This is a genomic window from Sphingomonas adhaesiva, assembly GCF_002374855.1.
Lineage (GTDB): Bacteria > Pseudomonadota > Alphaproteobacteria > Sphingomonadales > Sphingomonadaceae > Sphingomonas > Sphingomonas adhaesiva.
Window position 1 is genome coordinate 406,515 of sequence record NZ_NWVC01000001.1, and the last position, 18,794, is coordinate 425,308.

The window sequence follows — 18,794 nt, forward strand, 5'->3', positions numbered from 1 at the left end:
AGCCATGGTCGGGTACGGCGGGGGCGATGGTCATGTGGCGCTATCTGGTGGGCGGTATCGGCGGCGTGGCGATGGTCGCGGGCGGCTGGCTGATGTGGAGCGGCGCGTCGCCGTCCGCACGCGCCGCCAACGCCTTGTCGTCCCCGGCGATCGCCGCGACCACCGCACCGGCGCCGCAGGACGCGCCCGCCGTTCTGCCCGAGGCGCCCGAACGCTCGCGCGAGCAGAAGCGCTTCGACCGCTACGACAAGGATCGCGACGCGCGGATCACGCGTGAGGAATATCTGGCGTCACGGCGCAAGGCGTTCGCGAAGCTCGATACCGATGGCGACGGGCGGCTGTCGTTCGACGAATGGTCGATCAAGACGCGCGAACGCTTCGCCACCGCCGACCGCGACCGTTCCGGCACGCTGACCTCCGCCGAATTCGCCACCACCGCGCCCAAGCGCAAGCCGCCACGCCCCGCCTGCCGCTGCCCGGAGCCGGCGCCGGTCGTCGACGATTAGGCCGCCAGCCACCCGGACAGCGCCGCGCGCGCGCGGTCGGTGTACATCTTCTTGCGGTCGGCCTTCTTGGTGCGGCCCGGGATCGGCGGGAACAGCCCGAAATTGACGTTCATCGGCTGGTACGTCTCCGCCTCCGCCGCGCCGGTGATATGCGTCAGCAGCGCGCCCAGTGCGGTTTCCACCGGCGGCGGCGCCAGCGTCCGGCCGGTCAGTTCCGCCGCGGCGAACCGCCCCGCGATCAGCCCGATCGACGCGCTTTCGATATAGCCCTCGCATCCCGTGATCTGGCCGGCGAAGCGCACATTCGGGCGCGACCGCAGCCGCAGCGTCGGGTCGAGCAGCTCCGGAGAGCGCAGGAAGGTGTTGCGGTGCAGCCCGCCCAGCCGCGCGAACTCCGCCTTTTCCAGCCCCGGAATGGTGCGGAACAGCCGCACCTGCTCGGCATGTTTCAGCTTGGTCTGGAAGCCGACGATGTTCCACAACGTGCCATGTGCATTGTCCTGGCGCAGCTGCACCGCGGCATAGGGCCATCGCCCGGTACGCGGATCGTCCAGCCCCACGCCCTTCATCGGCCCGAAGCGCAACGTCTCCACCCCGCGTTCCGCCATCACCTCGATCGGCATGCAGCCTTCGAAATAGGGGACGTTCTCCCACTCGCGATATTCGGTCTTCTCGCCCGCGATCAATGCCGCGACGAAGGCGTGATACTGCTCCTTGTCGAGCGGGCAGTTGATGTAATCCGTGCCGTCGCCCTTGCCCCAGCGCGACTGGAACCACGCCACGTCCATGTCGATCGAATCGCGGTGGACGATCGGGGCGATCGCGTCGAAGAAGGCGAGCGCATCCTTGCCCGTTTCCGCTGCGATACTTTCCGACAGCCCGGGGGCGGTCAGCGGCCCGGTCGCGATGATCGCCGGCCCCTCGGGCAGGGTATCGACGCGCTCGCGCACGATGGTGATGTTCGGATGCGCCGCGATCGCGGCGGTGACGCCCGCGGAAAAGCCGTCGCGATCCACCGCCAGCGCGCTGCCCGCCGGCACGCGATGCCGGTCGCCCTCGCGCATGATGAGCGAGCCGAGCGCGCGCATCTCCTGATGCAGCAGCCCCACCGCATTGCTGTCCGCATCGTCGGAACGGAAGCTGTTCGAACACACCAGTTCCGCCAGGCTCTCGCCGTGATGCGCCGGGGTCATGTCACCACCGCCGCGCATTTCCGACAGCCGCACCTTGATGCCCGCCTGGGCCAGCTGCCACGCCGCCTCGGACCCGGCCAGCCCGCCACCGATCACATGAATGTCATACGCCATGCCCGCGGCTGTAGGATGGCGCCGGGGAGGGGGCAACCGGCTCGCCCCGGTGGCCTTCCTTTATCCGCCATCGCCCCCATGTCGGTGGCATGACGATCTATACCATCGGTTACGAAGCCGCCACGATGACCGAATTCATCGCCGCGCTGCACCGCGCTGGCGTGCGCCGCGTCATCGACGTGCGCGCGCTGCCGCTGTCGCGCCGCCCCGGCTTCTCCAAGTCGACGCTCGCCGCCTCGCTGGCGGAGGCGGGGATCGGCTATGTCCACCTCAAGGCGCTCGGCACGCCCAAGCGCGGGCGCGATGCGGCCAAGAAGGGCGACGTCGCAACGCTGACCGAGGTGTACGACGCGCAACTGGACCTGCCCCAGGCGCAGGCGCAGGCCGCCCAGATGCTGGCACTCGCGGACGAAATGCCCAGCGCGCTGCTTTGCTACGAACGCGACCCCTGCCACTGCCACCGCACCCTGTTGTTGCAAGCGGTGGGCGAAGGGCGGGAGGTGGTGGACCTGTACGCCTGAGGGTCAGCCAACGTCATCCCGGCGACAGCCGGGACCTCCCGCCATGAGGCACGGCCATCGCGCAGGACCCCAGCCTTCGCGGAACCTTTGCAGAAGTCTGTTTTCCCGCCGCTCCGTTCCGTCACCCCGGACTTGTTCCGGGGTCCACTGTTCCGCAAAAGCAGGTGCTTGCTGGTATGCGGAAACATGGATGCACGCCGAAGGGTCCGGCGGCATGACGGGCTTGGGTTTTGCACAGGTCCCGCCTTCGCCGGGGTGACGCTTGCCTCAGCCCGCTACCGGCAGCCTCACTTTCCCGTCGGCATCGCGCGTCAGCGGGCCGTAGGCGATCGCGGTTTCCAGCAGCATCGGCGCGTAGAGGTGCGGGAACAGCTGTCCGCCGCGCGATGGTTCCCACTTCACCGCCTGGCCATGCGCGGCCACGTCGACCGCGACGACGTGGAGATCCTTCTGACCGGCGAAATGCTTGTCGACCGTCTCGGTCAGCTGCGCCTCGGTCGACAAATGGACATAGCCGTCCGCCAGGTCGATCGGCGCCCCGGCGAAGCGGCCGTCGCGTTCCAGCGCCGCCATCTGTTCCCCGGTCAGCACCTTGTACGCGATCAGCGGGCGGTCGGCGGCGGTCACTGGCCGTCCTCCGGCCCGGCGGCGGCATCGTCGCCGATCGTCGCGCCGTCATCGGGGGCGGTCGCGGTGTCACCGGTCAGCTCCTGCGCCACCAGCTCCTCGGCGGCATCCTCCGGCTCCGGTTCCTCGTCGATCCGCGCCGCGGACACGACATGTTCGTCGTCGGCGACGTTGAACAGCCGCACGCCCGCCGATCCGCGCCCGATCACGCGCAGCGAGGCGAGCGGCATGCGGATCATCTTCGCCTGATCGGTCACCAGCATCAGCTGCTCGGCCTTGCTGGCGGGGAAGCTGGCGACGACCGGGCCGTTGCGCGCGATATTGTCGATGTTGGTGATGCCCTGACCACCACGCCCGGTGCGCCGGTATTCATAGGCGGACGACAGCTTGCCATAGCCGTTGGCGCACACCGTCAGCACGAACTGCTCCTTCGCGCGCAGCTCCTCGAACCGCATCTGGTCCATGACGCGCGGCGCGCGTTCGACATCGTCGGCCTTCCACGGCGCGTGACGCAGATAATCGTCACGCTCGTTCTGGTCGGCGATCCCGGCGCGGTGCAGCACCGACAGCGAAATTACCTCGTCGCCGGATTTCAGCGCGATGCCGCGCACGCCGGTGGAATTGCGGCTCTGGAATTCGCGCACCTCGTCGGCTGCGAAGCGGATCGCCTTGCCGGTGCGGGTCGCCAGCAGCACGTCGTCGCCCTCGTCCAGCAGCGCGACGCCGATCAGCCGGTCGTCGGCATCCTCGCCCTCGAACTTCATCGCGATCTTGCCGTTCGACGGCACGTTGGTGAACGAATCCATGCTGTTGCGCCGCACCGATCCCTTCGCGGTGGCGAACATCACGTGCAGCTTGCCCCAGTCGGCCTCATCCTCCGGCAGCGGCAGGACCGTGGAGATCGTCTCCCCCTGTTCCAGCGGCAGCAGGTTGATCATCGGCCGCCCGCGCGTCGCCGGCCCGCCTTCGGGCAGGCGCCACACCTTCATGCGGTACACCCGGCCCAGCGTGGAGAAGAACAGCACCGGCGTGTGCGTCGAGGTGACGAACAGCTTGGTGACAACGTCCTCGTCCTTCGTCGCCATCGCGCTGCGGCCCTTGCCGCCGCGTGCCTGCGCGCGGAACGCGTCGAGCGGCGTGCGCTTGATGTAGCCGGCCATGGTCACGGTGACGACCATGTCCTCGCGCTCGATCAGGTCCTCGTCATCGATCCCGTCGGCGGCGGCGGCGATCTCGGTGCGGCGCGGCGTCGCGAACTGTTCGCGCACGTCGCGGAATTCCTGCCGCATCACCGCGTACAGCTTCACCCGGTCGGACAGGATCGCCAGCAGCTCGGCGATCGAATCGGCCAGCGTCTTCAGCTCGTCGCCGATCTCGTCGCGGCCCAGCGCGGTCAGGCGGTGGAGCCTGAGGTCCAGGATCGCACGCACCTGGATCTCGCTCAGGCGATAGGTGTCGCCGTCATGGTCGGTCTCCAACGCCTCGACCAGCCGCAGATAGCCGGCGATCTCCGCCACCGGCCATGCGCGCGCCAGCAACTTGGCGCGCGCCTCCGCCGGGCTGGCCGACCCCCGGATCATGCGGACCACCTCGTCCAGGTTGGTGACCGCGATGACCAGACCGAGCAGGATGTGCGCGCGCTCGCGCGCCTTGTTCAGCTCGAACTTGGAACGCCGCGTGATCACCTGTTCGCGGAACGTGACGAACGCGGCGATGATGTCGCGCAGGTTCAGCAGTTCCGGGCGCCCGCCGCGGATCGCCAGCATGTTGGCGGGGAACGATCCCTGCGCCGGCGTGTGCCGCCACAACTGGTTCAGCACGACCTCCGGGGTCGCATCGCGCTTCAGGTCGATGACGATGCGCACGCCGTCGCGGTTCGATTCGTCGCGAATGTCGCTGACGCCCTCGATGCGCTTGTCCTTGGCGGCCTCGGCGATCTTCTCGACCAGCGCGTTCTTGCCCTGCTGGTACGGAATTTCGGTGAGGACGATCGACGTGCGGTCGCCGCGCCCGGTTTCGATCAGGTGGCGGCTGCGCACGATCACCGATCCGCGCCCGGTCTCATAGGCGGAACGTGCGCCCGCGCGGCCAAGGATGATCGCGCCGGTCGGGAAATCCGGCCCCGGCACGATCTCCATCAGTTCCTCGGTCGTGATCGCGCCGTTGTCGAGGTACGCCAGGCAGGCGTCCACCACCTCGCCCAGATTGTGCGGCGGGATGTTGGTGGCCATGCCCACCGCGATGCCGCCCGCGCCGTTGACCAGCAGGTTTGGGAAACGCGCCGGCAGTACCTGCGGCTCGCGTTCGGACCCGTCGTAGTTCGGCTGGAAATCGACGGTATCCTTGTCGAGATCCTCCAGCAGGAAATTCGCCGCCTTGGCCAGCCGCGCCTCGGTATAGCGCATCGCGGCGGGCGGATCGGGGTCCATCGAACCGAAGTTGCCCTGGCCGTCGATCAACGGCACGCGCATCGACCAGTCCTGGGTCATGCGCGCAAGGGCGTCGTAGATCGCGGTGTCGCCGTGCGGGTGATACTTACCGATCACGTCGCCGACGATGCGCGCCGACTTGCGATACGGCCGGTTGTAGAAGAAGCCGCTTTCGTTGGCGGAAAACAGGATGCGCCGGTGCACCGGCTTCAACCCGTCGCGCACGTCGGGCAGAGCGCGCGCGACGATCACGCTCATCGCGTAATCCAGGTAACTGGTCTTCATCTCCTCGACGATGGAGATGGGGGCGATATCGGAAGGGTCCGCCACGGCGGTTTCGTCGCTCAACGCTTCGCTTTCGTGTGTGTCAGGTAATCTTCCTGCACTAGCGGGGCATGGCGGCGATGGCCACCCCCGCGCGCGTCGCGTGCGCGGGGGTGGCGCGGCACCAAACTACTTCTTGCAGGCGGCCTTCGCGGCATTGCCGGGCTTGCGGCAATCGTAGGTCACGGTCTTCCCGGTCGAGGTCCTGGTGGTCACCATATGACCGCCGGCGGCGGGGCGCGTCGCGGTGGCCGCGGTGCGGGTGGTCACGGTCGCCTTCTTCGCGCCGGTGGGGCTGGTGGTGGTGGTCGTCGTCTGATGCTGCACGACATGCGCGGCGGCGGGCTTCGCGGGGGTCGTCGCGGCGATCGCGGCACCACCGGACATCATCGCGCCGATGGTGAGGATCGCGAAGGGAAGGTTCCTGGTCATCGCATCTGCTCCTGTAAGGGCGCCCCTCTCATGGGGATGCCGTGGGAGGCGGTATCGGCCGCGCCGCCGTTCCGCGCGATGGCCGCGACATGACCGATCGGTCATGTGGCGGTCAGGCCGGAATCTCCGCGCCGTCCCACGCGAAATGCCGCCCGCTGTCGGCGGCTTTCAGCCCGTCTATGACGTCCAGAAGCTGCACCGCCGCGCGATCGGGGCGGAACAGGTCGCGGCCGGATTGCCGGAACGGCTGCGACAGCCGCGTGTCGACCGTGCCGGGGTGCAGCGCCACCACGATGCCGCGGTCGTTGCGGCGCTTGTCCTCGATCGACAGCGTACGCACCAGCTGGTTCAGCGCCGCCTTGGCCGCGCGATAGCCGTACCAGCCGCCCAGCCGGTTGTCGCCGATGCTGCCGACGCGGGCGGAAAGGACCGCGAACACCGATCGCCCGGTGCGCGGCATGACGGGGAGGAAATGCTTGGCGACGATCGCCGGGCCGATCGCATTGACCGCATATTGCTCCGCCAGCCATGCCGGATCCAGCTCGCGGATCGACTTCTCCGGCCCGCGCCCATCGCGATGAAGCAGCCCGGTGGCGACGACCACCAGATCGGGCGTGCCCACCCTGGCGGCGGCGGCGGCGACCGTCGCCTCGTCGGTCAGGTCCAGTTCGGGACGCGACAGCCGCACGACCTGCGCATCTTCCTCCGCCAGCGCATCGGCCAGCGCCGCGCCGATCCCGCCCGACGCGCCGATCACCACCGCGCGCATCACGCCGCGCGCCCGAACGTCCAGCGCGCGTCGTCGCTGGCACCCGCGTCGAAGCGATAGCCGTCGGTGTCGAAACCCTTCATCGCCTCGATATCGGTCACGTGATGCTCCACCATCCAGCGTGCCATCATCCCGCGCGCCTTCTTGGCGTGGAAACTGATGAAGCGCCCGTCCGCCTCACGGAAATCGACCGCGACCACGCGGATGCCGGCGGGCAGCTTGCCCTCCACCGCATCCCAATATTCCTGGCTGGCCAGGTTCAGCACCACGCCCGATCCGTCTGCATCGACGTCCTGCGCCAGCGCGTCGGCGATGCGCGTGCCCCACCAGTCGGTCAGCTTCTTGTGTCGCGGCGCCCAGCGCGTGCCCATCTCCAGCCGATAGGGCCGCATCCCGTCCAGCGGCCGCAACAGCCCGTACAGCCCCGACAGCAGCCGCAGGTGATCCTGCGCGAACCGTACCGCCGGCTCGTCCAGCGTCGCGGCACCCAGCCCGGTGTAGACGTCGCCGTCGAACGTGTAGAGGGCCGGCCGTTCCTGCGCCTCGTCGAAATCGCGGAAGCGGTCGGCGTTCAGCTTCGCCAGCGCGGGCGAAATCTTCATCAGCTCCGACAATCGCTTCTGCGTCAGGTGCGACGCCGCCTTCGCCAGCGTCGCTGCTTCGTCCGCGAACCGCGCGCGGGTGGCGGGGAAGGGGGGCGGGGTGGTCAGGTCCAGCGTCTTGGCGGGGGAAAGCACGGCGATCATGCGCGGTGCCGTATCGCGCCCCACCCGCGCGTTCAATCGCGGTTCAGCGGCCGGCCATCATTCGCAACCCGTGGTTCCTTGAACAGCAGCATCGCGGACACTAGAGCCTGCATCTAGCGTTACGCGCCCGATCTATCCGTGGAGAGACGTGTCGATGAAGAGCATTTCCAACGCCCTGATGGCCACGCTGCTGGCAAGCGGCGCGACCCTGCTGGTCGCGCAGCCGGCCTTGGCCAAGAAGGAAGAGAAGCCGGCGGCCGGCGCCCCGGCGCTGAAGCTGAGCAATGAAGTGCGCGGTCCCGCGGCGCAGGCGCAGACCGCGCTCGCCGCGAAGGACGTCGCCACCGCCACCCCGCTGGTCGCGGCGGTGGAAGCCGCGGCGAAGACCGATGACGAAAAGTATATCGCCGCCGCGCTGCGTCTGAACGTCGAGGCGATCCGCATGGACAGCGGCGGCACCGCCGACGCGCTGGTCGCCCCGCTCGACGCGCTGATCGCCAACCCGCGCACGCCGCAGGCGGACAAGGCGCGCTACGTCTATCAGCGCGGCATCATCGCCGCGAACAAGAAGGACAATGCCGGCGCTGCGGCGTTCTTCGAACAGGCGCGCCAGCTGGGCAACAACGACCCCAACCTGCCGCTGCAGATCGTCAAGCTGAAGATGGACGGCGGCGACACCGCCGGCGGCTTGGCCGAACTGACCAAGATGGTCGATGCGCAGACCGCCGCCGGCCAGAAGCCGAGCGAGGACATCTACCGCTACGCCATCGCCAAGACCAACCAGAAGAAGATGAATGCGGAGACGATGGCGTGGATCCGCCGCTATCTCGCCGCCTATCCGACGATGAAGAACTGGCGCGACATGGTCGTGTTCTGGGGCATCCAGCCGCAGTCGGTCGTGACGCTCGACAAGCAGCAGAAGATCGACCTGTATCGCCTGCTGCGCCTCGGCAAGTCGCTGGCCGACCAGTATGACTATGAAATCTACGCGCAATGGGCGACCGACGTCGGCCTGCCGTGGGAATCGAAGACGATCCTGACCGAGGGCAAGGCCGCGGGCAAGGTGCCGGCGGACAGCGCCAATGCCACCGGGCTGCTGACCGCCGCGAACCGCTTCATCAGCAACGAAGGATCGCTGTCGTCGCTGGAAACCAAGGCCAAGGCCGCCGCGAACGGCAAGCTGGCCGCCGGTACCGCCGACGCCTATCTCGGCTCGGACCAGTATGCGAAGGCGGTCGAGCTGTACCGCGTGGCGCTGCAGAAGGGTGGCGTCGACGCCGACACCGTCAACACCCGCCTCGGCATCGCGCTGGCGCGCTCGGGCGACAAGGAAGGCGCCAAGGCGGCGTTCCAGGCGGTGAAGACCCCGCCGCGCTCGGACATCGCCGCATGGTGGATCGACTTCCTCGATCACCCGCCGGTCGGCTGACGTCGGCCGTCGCGGCGCGATGCCGCAATGGGTAAAGGGGGCGGCCCGGTAACGGGTCGCCCTTTTTCATGTCATTCGATCGGAACGCCGACCATCGACTTGGCGGTGCGGATGGTCAGCGACGATTTGACGCTGGCGACGTTGGGCGCCGGGGTCAGCTTGGTCGTCAGGATGCGCTGGAAGCTTTCCAGGTCCGACGCGACGATCTTCAGGATGAAGTCGATCTCGCCGTTCAGCATGTGGCATTCGCGGATTTCGGGGATCGCCGCGACATGCGCCTCGAACGCCTCCAGGTCGTGCTCGGCCTGGCTGCGCAGGCTGACCATCGCGAAGACGGTGATCGGAAAGCCCAGCTGCGCGGCGTCGCATTCGGCGTGGTAGCCGCGAATCACCCCCGCCTGCTCCAGCGCGCGGACGCGACGCAGGCACGGCGGCGCGGTCAGGCCGACGCGTTCGGCCAGCTCGACATTGGTCATGCGGCCGTCCTCCTGCAGGAGCGAGAGGATTTCGCGGTCGATCCGGTCCAGGGTCATTACGCCTCACATCTGCTTATCGCGCATCATCGCGATAGCTTCGGAAAGTCTCGCTACAGGAAAATTACACCCCAGCGCAATTGTGCCAAGCTGCGACAATCGCCGCTGAACCCGCAACTCGCCGGTATCGCGCGCCGCGCCGGCAGCATAAGGGTAGGGGACAGCGACGCGGGTGCGCCGCGGTCACATCATACGAGGTAGGCGCGTTCGTGCGGTTCGATGACAGCCTGAAGACCGTTCTGGCCGCCGACGTTTCGACCGCGTTCGGTGCGCGCGCCGCGTTCCGTCAGCTGGTCGACCTGATCGGGCGCGGACGCGCGCCGGCTGACGCCGAACTTCTCGACCGGCTGCGCACGCTGCGCGATTCGGTGTCGCTGGACGTCCGGATGGCGTGTGCGCGCGGCCTCGCGCTGGCCGATCCGCCCGCGGCGCTGGTGGCGCTGTTCGCGCAGGATGCGCCGGAGGTGGTCAGCGCCACCCTGCTCGCCGCACGGCTGGAGCCGGAGGATTGGGAGGCGCTGCTGCCGCGCATCGGCCCGCTGGGGCGCAGCGTCCTGCGCCGCCGCCGCGATCTGCCGCCCAGCGTCATGCGTGCGCTCGATGTGTTCGGCGCGACCGATTTCGTGCTCGGCCATGACGGCCCCGCCATTCCGGCGGCGGTGGAGGAACCCGCCGCCGATCCCGCGCCGGTGGTGACCGACGATCCGCTGGCGGCGGTCGCCGCGGCGATGCCCTCGGCCCGCGACGTCGCCGCTGCGCCGCCCGAACGGTTCGAGATCGCCGATCTGGTCCACCGGATCGAGGCGTTCCAGCGTGATCGTCCCGCGCCCATGCCGGCGCCCATGCCCGCCACAAGCGTCGCGCCCCCGCGCACGACGCCGGCGCCCAGTGTCGGGGTGCGCGCCTTCCGCTTCGAAACCGACGCCGCGGGGACGATCCGCTGGATCGACAGCGCCCCGCGCGGCGCGATCATCGGCCTGTCGCTCAGCCACGACAGCGCGGGCGGGCAGGCGCTCAGCGTCGACGGCGTCGCGGCGGGCGCGTTCCGCAAGCGCGCGTGCTTCACCGACGCACGGCTGGCGGTGCCCGGCGAATCCGCGCTCGGCGGCGACTGGCGCATTTCCGCGGTGCCGGTGTTCGACCAGGCGACCGGCAGCTTCATCGGCTTTCGCGGCCGCGCCCGCCGTCCGCGCGCCGAGGAAACCGCCGCCCCGCCCCGGATGCCGTCGCCCGCGCCCGCCGCGCGCCCGGGTGCGGGGGCGGAGGGGCTGCGCCGGCTGGTCCACGAACTGCGCACCCCCACCAATGCGATCGCGGGCTTTTCGGAGCTGATCGAACAGGAATTGCTCGGCCCCGTCGCGCCCGCCTATCGCGACCGCGCGGCGACGATCCGCCGCCATGTCGCCGGCCTGATCGGCGCGATCGAGGATCTCGACCTTGCCGCCCGGATCGAGGGCGCCGCGCTCGACCTGCGCACCGATACGGTCGATGTATCGCCGCTCCTGTCGCGTGTGGCGCACGATCTGGCGCCGCTGGCGGGGCTGCGTGGCGGCGGGCTGGCGCTGCCGGCCGCCGCGGCGGGCGCCTGGTCGGTCGATTCGCACGCCGCCGAGCGGCTGGTGTCCCGCCTGTTCGCGACGCTGCTGGGCCATGTCGCGCCGGGCGAGATGCTGGACGTTTCGGTCGCGGCGCAGGGCGACCGGCTGGCGCTGTCGGTCGCGCGTCCCGCGGCCCTGGCCGACCGCGAGGAAGCCGCACTGCTCGCGCTCGATGACGAGGATGCCGGCGAGGAAGAGGGCGCGCCGCTGCTGGGCGCGGGCTTCGCGCTGCGGCTGGCGCGCAATCTGGCGGCTGAACTGGGCGGGCGGCTGACGTTCGGCGCGGATCGCTTGACCTTGGAGCTGCCGGCGGCATTGAATGGCGACATGGAGCAGGCATCGACATTCGCCCCGTGACGGGGGCCGGCTCCGACGTCCCGCCGGATGGCGCGGTCGCCCATCGCCTGCGCTTCGCCACCGATCCCGCGACGCGCATCCACTGGCCGGCATCGTTCGGTCGCCGCTTCCTCGTCACCGTCGATGTCGAGGAGGAATTCGACTGGTCGCGGCCGTTTTCCGGTGCGGCGCGGCACGTCGCGGCGGTCGCCGCGCTACCGTCGTGGCACCGCGGGATGCGGGCGCGCGGCGTAGCGCCCGTCTATCTCGTCGACCACCCCGTCGCCACCGACGCGGCGACGGCGGCGCTGATCGCTCCGCTGCTGACCGACGGCAGCGAGGCGGGCGCGCAGTTGCACCCCTGGGTCAACCCGCCGCATGGCGAGGTGCCCGGCGAACTGGCGTCCTTCGCCGGCAATCTGCCGGAGGTGCTGGAGGCGGCGAAGATCGACGAACTGATCGCCGCGCTGACCGCCGCGTTCGGCCGCGCCCCGCGCGTGTATCGTGCCGGCCGCTACGGGCTGGGGCCGGCGACGCTGCGGCTGCTGGCGGCGCGCGGCATTGCGGTGGACGCCTCGATGCGCGCGCGCTTCGATTACCGCGCCCACGGCGGCGCCGACTTCACCGCCATCGACGGCGCGGCGTTCCGCACGGCGCAGGGCGTGATCGAACTGCCGCTGTCGGTCGTCTACACCGGCCTGCTGCACCGCGCCGGCCGCTGGCTGCATCCCGCCGCCACGCGCGTGCCGCGCGGGGGCGGCGTGCTGGCGCGCACCGGCCTGCTCGCGCGCGTGCCGCTGACGCCGGAGGGAACCCCGCTGGCGGACGCGATCCGCGCCATACGCCGCGCCGCGCAGGACGGTGCGCGGCTGCTGCAACTGGCGTTCCACTCGCCCTCGCTGGTGCCCGGCAACACGCCTTATGTCCGCGATGCGGCGGATCTGGCGCAGTTCCATCGCTGGTGGGGCGGGGTGCTCGACGCGCTCGAACGCCACGGCTTCGCGCCGGTCACGCTGGACGAGGTGATCCGCGCCGCGTGACGGTCAGGCGGGGGCGACGCCCTCCACGGTGACGCGCCCGTCCGCTTCCAGCACGCCGGTGATCCGCACCCGCTTCTGCACGTGATCGACCGGGACGCGCGGCAGGTCGAGCCGATAGGCCCCGCCGGCGTCGCGCCGCAGCACGAAGGCGGCGCCATCGCGCACCAGCAGCCCGCTTTCGCAGATGCCGCGGTCGGCGGCCGCTTCGTCGCTGGCGTCCATGCCGTTCCTTTCCGATCGACGGTGGGCCCGGCAGGACTCGAACCCGCAACCTAGCCGTTATGAGCGGCCAGCTCTAACCATTGAGCTACAGGCCCCCCGTCGCCCTTCCCGTAGCGGCACGCGCCGCCCGCTGGCAAGGGTGCGTGCGGGCGGGCGCCTACCGCCAGCCCAGTGCGGGCGCGACATGCGTCAGGATGCTCTCGATCACATGCGCGTTGTAATCCACGCCCAGCTGGTTGGGCACGGTCAGCAGCAGCGTGTCGGCCTCGGCGATCGCCTCGTCGCCGCGCAGCTGTTCGATCAGCCGGTCCGGCTCGTCGGCATAGGAGCGGCCGAACACCGCCCGCATATTGTCGATCACGCCCACCTCGTCGCGGCTGTCGCCCCGCCCGAAATAGGCGCGGTCCTGGTCGTTGGTCAGCGCGAAGATCGACCGCGACACCGACACGCGCGGGGCATGCCGGTGGCCCGCCTGCGCCCAGGCGTCGCGATACGCCCGGATCTGCCGCGCCTGCTGGACATGGAACGGCTCGCCGCCCTCATCGGCCTTCAGTGTGGAGCTTTGCAGGTTCATTCCCTGCTGCGCCGCCCAAACGGCGGTCGCATCCGATGCCGAACCCCACCAGATCCGTTCGCGCAGGCCCGGCGAATGCGGCTCGATACGCAACAGCCCAGGCGGGTTGGGGAACATCGGACGCGGGTTGGGCTTGGCGAACCCTTCGCCCTTCAGGATCGCCAGGAACACCTCGGAATGGCGCCGCCCCATGTCGGCGTCGCTTTCCCCCGCGGCGGGGGCGTAGCCGAAATAGCGCCAGCCCTCGATCACCTGTTCGGGCGATCCGCGGCTGATCCCCAGCTGCAATCGCCCGCCCGCGATCAGGTCCGCCGACCCGGCGTCCTCCGCCATGTAGAACGGGTTTTCGTAGCGCATGTCGATCACGCCGGTGCCGATCTCGATCCGCGACGTCTTCGCGCCGACCGCCGCCAGCAGCGGAAAGGGGGAGGCGAGCTGCTGCGCGAAGTGATGCACCCGGAAATAGGCGCCGTCCGCGCCTAGTTCCTCGGCGGCGACCGCCAGGTCGATCGACTGCAACAAGACGTCGCTGGCCGATCGCGTGGCGGACGTGGGGGAGGCGGACCAATGCCCGAACGAGAGGAAACCGATCTTTTTCATGGCACCGATATAGGCGCGCCGTGGGCGCCTGCACGCCGTCGATCGTGAAACCGATCGTTTCGACGTGGCGCGCGCAAAGGGCGCCAGCGCGCAGGCACCCTATCTCGCGCTGTCGCTGGCGATCAATCCTGCCGGGGTGACTGAACTGCTCGCCGAACAGGCCGGGGCGCTCGCCGATGCACCCGCCTTCGCCACGCTGTCGAGGGCCGATCACGACCCGGCGCTGTGCGATCCTCTCAGGCGGCTGCTCGACCTGCTCGATGCCCCCCGCGACGCGCCGATGCTCGCGCCGCTCGTCCGGCGCGAGATCGTGTGGCGGCTATGGGCCAGCGCGCTGGGTCCGGCGCCGCGCCAGGTCGGGCTTGTCGATACCCACGCCGCGCGGATCGGCCGCGCCACCGCCCACATCCGCGACCTTGACGCCGAGACCATGCGCGTCGCCGATCTGGCGGCGCTGGCCGGCATGAGCGTCCCCGGCTTCCACAGCCATTTCAAGGCGGTGACGACGATGAGGCCGGTGCAGTTCCAGAAGCAGGTGCGATTGCAGGAAGCCTGCCGCCGCCTGATCGCCGCCGAGGAGGTCGCCCGCGTCGGCTTCGCGATCGGCTACGAGAGCTTGTCGCAGTTCAGCCGCGACTATCGCCGCCTGTTCGGCGCGCCGCCGGGCCGGGATGCCGCCGCGATCCGTGCACAACTCGTGCCCGAACCGGCGCTGCCGTGATACTTGACTCCGTCAACTAATTGGGTCCAGCATGTATGCATGGAAGACGCAGACGTCACGGCGGTCCGCCGGTTCAACCGTTTCTACACGCAGACGATCGGCGCGCTGGATGCGCGCTTCCTCGGCACCGATGCGAGCCTGCCCGAAGCGCGGCTGCTGTTCGAGATCGCGACACGCGAGCCGGTCACCGCCAGCGTGTTGCAGGAGGTGCTGGGCATGGACGCCGGCTATCTCAGCCGCATGATCGCGCGGTTCCAGGCGCGCGGCTGGGTCGTTCGCGTGGTGCGCGAGGACGATGCACGCGCCCGCGACCTGCGGCTGACCGAGGCGGGACGCAAGGCCTTCGCGATCATCGACGAACGCCAGCGCGCGGCCGTCGGCGATCTGCTGGACGACGTGCCGGGCACGATGCGGCGCGACCTCGTCGAGGCGTTGACCCGCGCCCGCCTGCTGCTCGACCCGGCGTCGGGCGGACCGTTCCACATCCGCCCGTTCCGCACGGGCGAGCCGGCACTGATCGCCGCCCGGCAATCGGTCCTCTACGCCGAAAGCCACGGCTGGGGGCGCGCGCTCGAGGTGATCGAGGGCGAGGTGACCGCCGCCTTCCTGCGCGACTTCGATCCCGCCCGCGAGCAATGCTGGGTCGCGGAGATCGACGGCGTGATGGCCGGGGCGGTGTTCGTGACCGACGAAGGCGACGGCCTCGCCCGCCTGCGCCTGCTCCACGTCGAACCGTTCGCACGGCGGCGCGGGATTGGGGAGGCGCTGGTCGCGCGCTGCGTCGGCTTCGCGCGCGAGACCGGCTACACCGCGCTGACGTTGTGGACGCAGACCGTGCTGGAGCCTGCCCGCCGCATCTATGCCGCACAGGGTTTCCGCTGCGTCGAGACGGCGATGCACGACCGGTTCGGCGTGCCCCTCCAGGGAGAGACGTGGCGGCTGGAGCTGGCGGCGTGAGCGGCGCCCTGACGATCCGCGTGGCGGTGGAAAGCGATCTGGACACGCTGCGCGACCTGATGACCCTGGCGATCGAGCGTGGTCAGGCCGCCGTGCTGACACCCGCCCAGATCGTCGCGAGCCGCACCGTGATGGGGCTGGATACGCAATTGGTGCGCGACGGCACCTATTTCATCGTCGAGGAAGACGGCGTGGCGGTCGGCTGTGGCGGATGGAGCCGGCGCGCGACCCTCTATGGCGGCGATCACAGCGCGGGTCTGCGCGATCCCGCACTGCTCGACCCGGCCCGCGACGCCGCCCGCATCCGTGCGATGTACACCCACCCCGATCATGTCCGGCGCGGGATCGGCCGCATGGTGCTCGACCGGTGCGAGCAGGCCGCCGCACAGGCAGGCTTCACCGCCGGCGAACTGATGAGCACCGCCAGCGGCGAGCGGCTCTACGCCGCGTGCGGCTATCGCCCGCTCGAACGCGCCGACGCGGATGTGGATGGCGTTGTCGTGCCGCTGAACCGGATGCGGAAGGTTCTTCATCCGGTCGTAACCGACGGGTGACCCGCTGGCCTGCGACTCCTGCGGGGCGGGCGCAGGATAGCTTTCAGACCGGGCAGGCAGCGGCGCGGGGCTGACGCCGGAACGCGAGCAGCATCGCCAGCGCGACGACCGCCATCGCGGCGCCTGCCAGCGATACGACGGGCAGGCCCAGCCGGGCGCCGATCACCCCGCCACCCAACGCCGCGCCGATCGCATTGCCGAGGTTGAACGCACCGATGTTCATCGCGGAGGCGAGGTTCGGTGCGTCGGCCGCGGCATCCATCACCCGCATCTGCAAGGGCGGCACGATGGCAAAGCTGGCGATGCCCCAGATCAGGATCGCGGCGGCAGCGGTGACGGGCCATTGCATCAGCACGGTGAAGGCTAGCAGCGTGACGGCCAGCGCCACCAGCATCAGCGTCAGCGCCCGGTCCACCGAGCGGTCGGCAAGCCGCCCGCCCCATGCGTTGCCGATCGTCGCACCGACACCGAACAGCATCAGCATCGCGGTGACGTAGCCGGTGGAGCCGTGCGTCACGTCGCGCAGGATCGGGACGATATAGGTGAAGACAGTGAACACGCCGCCGAAGCCGATCGTGGTCAGCGCCAGCGCCATCAGCACCGGCCCGCGCCTCAGCACCCGCAGTTCGGCACGCATGTCGCCGCCCTCCGGCGGAGGCAGCGCCGGCAGCGCGAGGCGCAGCGACAGCATCGCGACCGCGCCCACGCCCGCGATCCCGGCAACGGCGGTGCGCCAGCCGAGCACCTCGCTCGCCCAGGTCGCCAGCGGCACGCCGCCGATCGTCGCGACGGTCAGTCCGGTGAACATCGCCGCCACCGCCCCGGCGCGCTTGTCCGCCGGCACCAGCCCGGCTGCCACCACCGATCCGACGCCGAAGAAGGCGCCGTGGTTGAACGAGGTGACGACCCGCGCCGCCATCAGCATCCAGTATCCGTCCGCCACCGCCGACAGCGCGTTGCCGAGCGTGAAGATGCCCATCAGCGCGATCAGCAGCGTCCGCCGGTCGATTCGCCCGGTGGTCAGCGTCATCAGCGGCGCGCCGATCAGCACGCCCATCGCATAGGCGCTGACCAGCAGGCCGGCGGCGGGGATCGACACGCCGAGGTCGCCGGCGATGCCCGGCAGCATACCCATCGGCGCGAATTCAGTCACGCCGATACCGAACGCGCCGATCGCCAGCGCCAGAAGAGGGGGATTGAGACGCACGCGTCCACCTTTCGTTGTTGCGCCGCGTGAGATGATGGCTTGCGCGCCCCCCGTGTAGCCGCAGAATGGGACCAGCTCTTGTGCCTGGGAATCACAGATGGACGTCACCGGACGATCGGGCGAGATGACGGTGTTCGCGACCGTTGCGGAACAGGGCAGCCTGTCCGCCGCCGCCCGCGCCCTGGGACTGACGCCCTCCGCGGTCAGCCGGATCGTCGCACGGATCGAGGCGCGACTGGGCGTGCGGCTGCTGGTCCGCACCACCCGCGCGCTGGCGCTGACCGCCGAGGGGCAAGCCTATCTGCGCGCCGCCCGCCGCATCCTCGCCGATATGGCCGAGGTGGAGGAGGCGATCGCGGATCAGGCGTCGCCGCGTGGGCGGCTGCGCGTCACCGCCTCGCTGGCGCACGGACGGCTCTATGTCGTGCCGCTGCTCGGCGACTTTACCGCGCGCTATCCCGGCATCCTTGTCGACCTGAACCTGTCCGACCGGATCGTCGATGTGCTAGGCGGGCAGGCCGATGTCGCGGTGCGCTTCGGCCAGCTTGCCGACAGCCCGCTCACTGCGCGCAAGCTGGGGGAGACGGGACGGGTGGTGGTCGCCTCGCCCGGCTACCTCGCCCGGCACGGCACGCCGCAGGTGCCCGACGACCTGCTCGGCCACAATTGCCTGAGCTTCAACTTCCGCCGCGCCGAACCCGGCTGGCCGTTCCGCGAGGACGGGCGCGACCGGGCGCTGGCGGTGACGGGATCGATCGAGGCGAACAACGGGGAGTCGCTGGCGCAGCTTGCCCGCGCAGGCGTCGGCATCGCGCGGGTCGGACGGTTCGCGGTCGAGAACGACCTTGCCACCGGCGCACTGGTGCCGCTGCTGGAGGCGTTCAACCCGCAGGACCGAGAGCCGCTCCACGCGCTGTTCGTCGGTGGGTCGACGACGCCGGCACGGGTGCGGGTGTTCGTCGACTTCATCGTCGAACGGCTTGCTGCCCGGGTCGCATAGGGGGGCGGCTTTTCTCGCCGGGCGCGATGATGGCAAGTGACCGCAAGCCCGGGCATGTCTCGGTCGTGAACCAAGAGGCGATCGACCTTGCGGCCGTCACCGCCCTCCGCCGGGAGACCGAAGGCGGCGATGCCTTCATGTGCCTCGGCACGGGTGCCGGCGTGGGCGATGGTCGCGGCTTAGCGATCGAGATGATCGCGCAGGACCGGCCCCGCCGCGTCGCCCGCTGCCGCCATCGCTGCCACATCGCCGCCACCGCAGAACAGCCGCCCCGCGCCGGTCAGCACGACGCAGCGCACCGCCGGATCGTTCGCCACCGCGTGCCGCCTCGGCCAGCGCCTGTGCCATCGGCGGGTCTATCG

20 protein-coding genes and 1 tRNA gene are annotated in these 18,794 nt (G+C 70.1%); 9 read left to right on the plus strand and 12 right to left on the minus strand.

Features of this window, described 5'->3' with window-relative positions; translation table 11 throughout:
- The first annotated feature begins 32 nt into the window (after positions 1-32).
- Positions 33-506 (plus strand): EF-hand domain-containing protein, encoded by a 474-nt coding sequence (locus COA07_RS02055; protein ID WP_066711022.1) that lies wholly within the window; start codon positions 33-35, stop codon positions 504-506.
- On the opposite strand, the gene trmFO is transcribed toward COA07_RS02055, so the two are convergent.
- Entirely contained in the window at positions 503-1,813 is a 1,311-nt protein-coding gene (gene trmFO / locus COA07_RS02060; RefSeq protein WP_066711005.1) for a methylenetetrahydrofolate--tRNA-(uracil(54)-C(5))-methyltransferase (FADH(2)-oxidizing) TrmFO, read from the minus strand. The genes COA07_RS02055 and trmFO overlap by 4 nt on opposite strands.
- An 89-nt stretch (positions 1,814-1,902) precedes the next feature.
- On the opposite strand from trmFO, the gene COA07_RS02065 reads away from it, so the two are divergent.
- Complete coding sequence (locus COA07_RS02065) at positions 1,903-2,334, plus strand: DUF488 domain-containing protein (RefSeq protein WP_066711007.1); 432 nt, start codon at positions 1,903-1,905, stop codon at positions 2,332-2,334.
- 267 nt (positions 2,335-2,601) lie between these two features.
- On the opposite strand, the gene COA07_RS02070 is transcribed toward COA07_RS02065, so the two are convergent.
- From COA07_RS02070 to yaaA, 5 genes are all read right to left on the minus strand, one after another.
- A complete protein-coding gene (locus COA07_RS02070; RefSeq protein WP_066711024.1) occupies positions 2,602-2,907 on the minus strand; it encodes a DUF952 domain-containing protein in 306 nt (101 codons plus the stop codon).
- A 50-nt stretch (positions 2,908-2,957) separates the two neighbouring features.
- Positions 2,958-5,738 carry a DNA gyrase subunit A gene (gyrA, locus tag COA07_RS02075; RefSeq protein WP_066711012.1) on the minus strand — a complete coding sequence of 927 codons (2,781 nt, stop codon included), beginning with the start codon at positions 5,736-5,738 and terminating at the stop codon, positions 2,958-2,960.
- A gap of 105 nt (positions 5,739-5,843) precedes the next feature.
- The gene (locus tag COA07_RS02080; RefSeq protein WP_066711014.1) at positions 5,844-6,146 is read right to left on the minus strand and encodes a hypothetical protein; all 303 of its coding nucleotides are present in this window, start codon (positions 6,144-6,146) and stop codon (positions 5,844-5,846) included.
- 112 nt (positions 6,147-6,258) lie between these two features.
- Positions 6,259-6,915 carry an SDR family NAD(P)-dependent oxidoreductase gene (locus tag COA07_RS02085; RefSeq protein WP_066711016.1) on the minus strand — a complete coding sequence of 219 codons (657 nt, stop codon included), beginning with the start codon at positions 6,913-6,915 and terminating at the stop codon, positions 6,259-6,261.
- Positions 6,915-7,661 carry a peroxide stress protein YaaA gene (gene yaaA, locus COA07_RS02090; RefSeq protein ID WP_066711018.1) on the minus strand — a complete coding sequence of 249 codons (747 nt, stop codon included), beginning with the start codon at positions 7,659-7,661 and terminating at the stop codon, positions 6,915-6,917. The genes COA07_RS02085 and yaaA overlap by 1 nt, the downstream gene beginning before the upstream one ends.
- 154 nt (positions 7,662-7,815) lie before the next feature.
- Here yaaA and COA07_RS02095 point away from each other — a divergent pair, with 154 nt between their 5' ends.
- Positions 7,816-9,090 carry a tetratricopeptide repeat protein gene (locus COA07_RS02095; protein WP_066711019.1) on the plus strand — a complete coding sequence of 425 codons (1,275 nt, stop codon included), beginning with the start codon at positions 7,816-7,818 and terminating at the stop codon, positions 9,088-9,090.
- A gap of 71 nt (positions 9,091-9,161) precedes the next feature.
- On the opposite strand, the gene COA07_RS02100 is transcribed toward COA07_RS02095, so the two are convergent.
- On the minus strand, positions 9,162-9,623 hold the full coding sequence (locus COA07_RS02100) for an Lrp/AsnC family transcriptional regulator (protein WP_066711020.1): 462 nt from the start codon (positions 9,621-9,623) through the stop codon (positions 9,162-9,164).
- A gap of 209 nt (positions 9,624-9,832) precedes the next feature.
- On the opposite strand from COA07_RS02100, the gene COA07_RS02105 reads away from it, so the two are divergent.
- Positions 9,833-11,578: a sensor histidine kinase gene (locus COA07_RS02105; RefSeq protein WP_096640392.1), complete on the plus strand. Its 1,746-nt coding sequence runs from the start codon at positions 9,833-9,835 to the stop codon at positions 11,576-11,578.
- The gene (locus COA07_RS02110) at positions 11,575-12,597 is read left to right on the plus strand and encodes a polysaccharide deacetylase family protein (protein ID WP_245841950.1); all 1,023 of its coding nucleotides are present in this window, start codon (positions 11,575-11,577) and stop codon (positions 12,595-12,597) included. Before COA07_RS02105 ends, COA07_RS02110 begins: the two co-directional genes overlap by 4 nt.
- A gap of 3 nt (positions 12,598-12,600) precedes the next feature.
- On the opposite strand, the gene COA07_RS02115 is transcribed toward COA07_RS02110, so the two are convergent.
- From COA07_RS02115 to COA07_RS02125, 3 genes are all read right to left on the minus strand, one after another.
- On the minus strand, positions 12,601-12,819 hold the full coding sequence (locus tag COA07_RS02115; protein ID WP_066707924.1) for a DUF5818 domain-containing protein: 219 nt from the start codon (positions 12,817-12,819) through the stop codon (positions 12,601-12,603).
- Positions 12,820-12,841: 22 nt separating this feature from the next.
- Positions 12,842-12,914, minus strand: a tRNA-Ile gene (locus COA07_RS02120).
- Between the two features lie 62 nt (positions 12,915-12,976).
- Positions 12,977-13,993, minus strand: a complete 1,017-nt coding sequence (locus tag COA07_RS02125) for an LLM class flavin-dependent oxidoreductase (RefSeq protein ID WP_066707922.1) — start codon at positions 13,991-13,993, stop codon at positions 12,977-12,979.
- A 64-nt stretch (positions 13,994-14,057) separates the two neighbouring features.
- Here COA07_RS02125 and COA07_RS02130 point away from each other — a divergent pair, with 64 nt between their 5' ends.
- From COA07_RS02130 to COA07_RS02140, 3 genes are read left to right on the plus strand one after another with little or no spacing between them, the layout of a single operon-like run.
- On the plus strand, positions 14,058-14,714 hold the full coding sequence (locus tag COA07_RS02130; RefSeq protein ID WP_245841951.1) for a helix-turn-helix transcriptional regulator: 657 nt from the start codon (positions 14,058-14,060) through the stop codon (positions 14,712-14,714).
- 39 nt (positions 14,715-14,753) lie between these two features.
- Entirely contained in the window at positions 14,754-15,671 is a 918-nt protein-coding gene (locus COA07_RS02135; protein WP_066707917.1) for a bifunctional helix-turn-helix transcriptional regulator/GNAT family N-acetyltransferase, read from the plus strand.
- Positions 15,668-16,225, plus strand: coding sequence for a GNAT family N-acetyltransferase (locus COA07_RS02140; protein ID WP_066707929.1), 558 nt, complete (start codon positions 15,668-15,670; stop codon positions 16,223-16,225). The genes COA07_RS02135 and COA07_RS02140 overlap by 4 nt, the downstream gene beginning before the upstream one ends.
- 43 nt (positions 16,226-16,268) lie before the next feature.
- On the opposite strand, the gene COA07_RS02145 is transcribed toward COA07_RS02140, so the two are convergent.
- Positions 16,269-17,432 (minus strand): MFS transporter, encoded by a 1,164-nt coding sequence (locus tag COA07_RS02145; protein WP_066707915.1) that lies wholly within the window; start codon positions 17,430-17,432, stop codon positions 16,269-16,271.
- A gap of 97 nt (positions 17,433-17,529) precedes the next feature.
- On the opposite strand from COA07_RS02145, the gene COA07_RS02150 reads away from it, so the two are divergent.
- Positions 17,530-18,432, plus strand: coding sequence for a LysR family transcriptional regulator (locus COA07_RS02150; RefSeq protein ID WP_083956738.1), 903 nt, complete (start codon positions 17,530-17,532; stop codon positions 18,430-18,432).
- 179 nt (positions 18,433-18,611) lie between these two features.
- Here the strand turns inward: COA07_RS02150 and COA07_RS18795 are convergent, their stop codons facing one another.
- Positions 18,612-18,749 carry an enoyl-CoA hydratase/isomerase family protein gene (locus tag COA07_RS18795; protein WP_373853865.1) on the minus strand — a complete coding sequence of 46 codons (138 nt, stop codon included), beginning with the start codon at positions 18,747-18,749 and terminating at the stop codon, positions 18,612-18,614.
- Positions 18,750-18,794: the final 45 nt, after the last annotated feature.

Excerpts from the sequence above, each read along its gene's own strand:
- yaaA (WP_066711018.1), bottom strand. The coding sequence starts at position 7,661 with ATGATCGCCGTGCTTTCCCCCGCCAAGACGCTGGACCTGACCACCCCG.
- COA07_RS02100 (WP_066711020.1), bottom strand. The coding sequence starts at position 9,623 with ATGACCCTGGACCGGATCGACCGCGAAATCCTCTCGCTCCTGCAGGAG.
- COA07_RS02080 (WP_066711014.1), bottom strand. The coding sequence starts at position 6,146 with ATGACCAGGAACCTTCCCTTCGCGATCCTCACCATCGGCGCGATGATG.
- trmFO (WP_066711005.1), bottom strand. The coding sequence starts at position 1,813 with ATGGCGTATGACATTCATGTGATCGGTGGCGGGCTGGCCGGGTCCGAG.
- COA07_RS02065 (WP_066711007.1), top strand. The coding sequence starts at position 1,903 with ATGACGATCTATACCATCGGTTACGAAGCCGCCACGATGACCGAATTC.
- COA07_RS02055 (WP_066711022.1), top strand. The coding sequence starts at position 33 with ATGTGGCGCTATCTGGTGGGCGGTATCGGCGGCGTGGCGATGGTCGCG.
- COA07_RS02135 (WP_066707917.1), top strand. The coding sequence starts at position 14,754 with ATGGAAGACGCAGACGTCACGGCGGTCCGCCGGTTCAACCGTTTCTAC.
- COA07_RS02095 (WP_066711019.1), top strand. The coding sequence starts at position 7,816 with ATGAAGAGCATTTCCAACGCCCTGATGGCCACGCTGCTGGCAAGCGGC.
- COA07_RS02115 (WP_066707924.1), bottom strand. The coding sequence starts at position 12,819 with ATGGACGCCAGCGACGAAGCGGCCGCCGACCGCGGCATCTGCGAAAGC.
- COA07_RS02125 (WP_066707922.1), bottom strand. The coding sequence starts at position 13,993 with ATGAAAAAGATCGGTTTCCTCTCGTTCGGGCATTGGTCCGCCTCCCCC.
- COA07_RS02085 (WP_066711016.1), bottom strand. The coding sequence starts at position 6,915 with ATGCGCGCGGTGGTGATCGGCGCGTCGGGCGGGATCGGCGCGGCGCTG.
- COA07_RS02070 (WP_066711024.1), bottom strand. The coding sequence starts at position 2,907 with ATGGCGGCGCTGGAACGCGACGGCCGCTTCGCCGGGGCGCCGATCGAC.
- COA07_RS02150 (WP_083956738.1), top strand. The coding sequence starts at position 17,530 with ATGGACGTCACCGGACGATCGGGCGAGATGACGGTGTTCGCGACCGTT.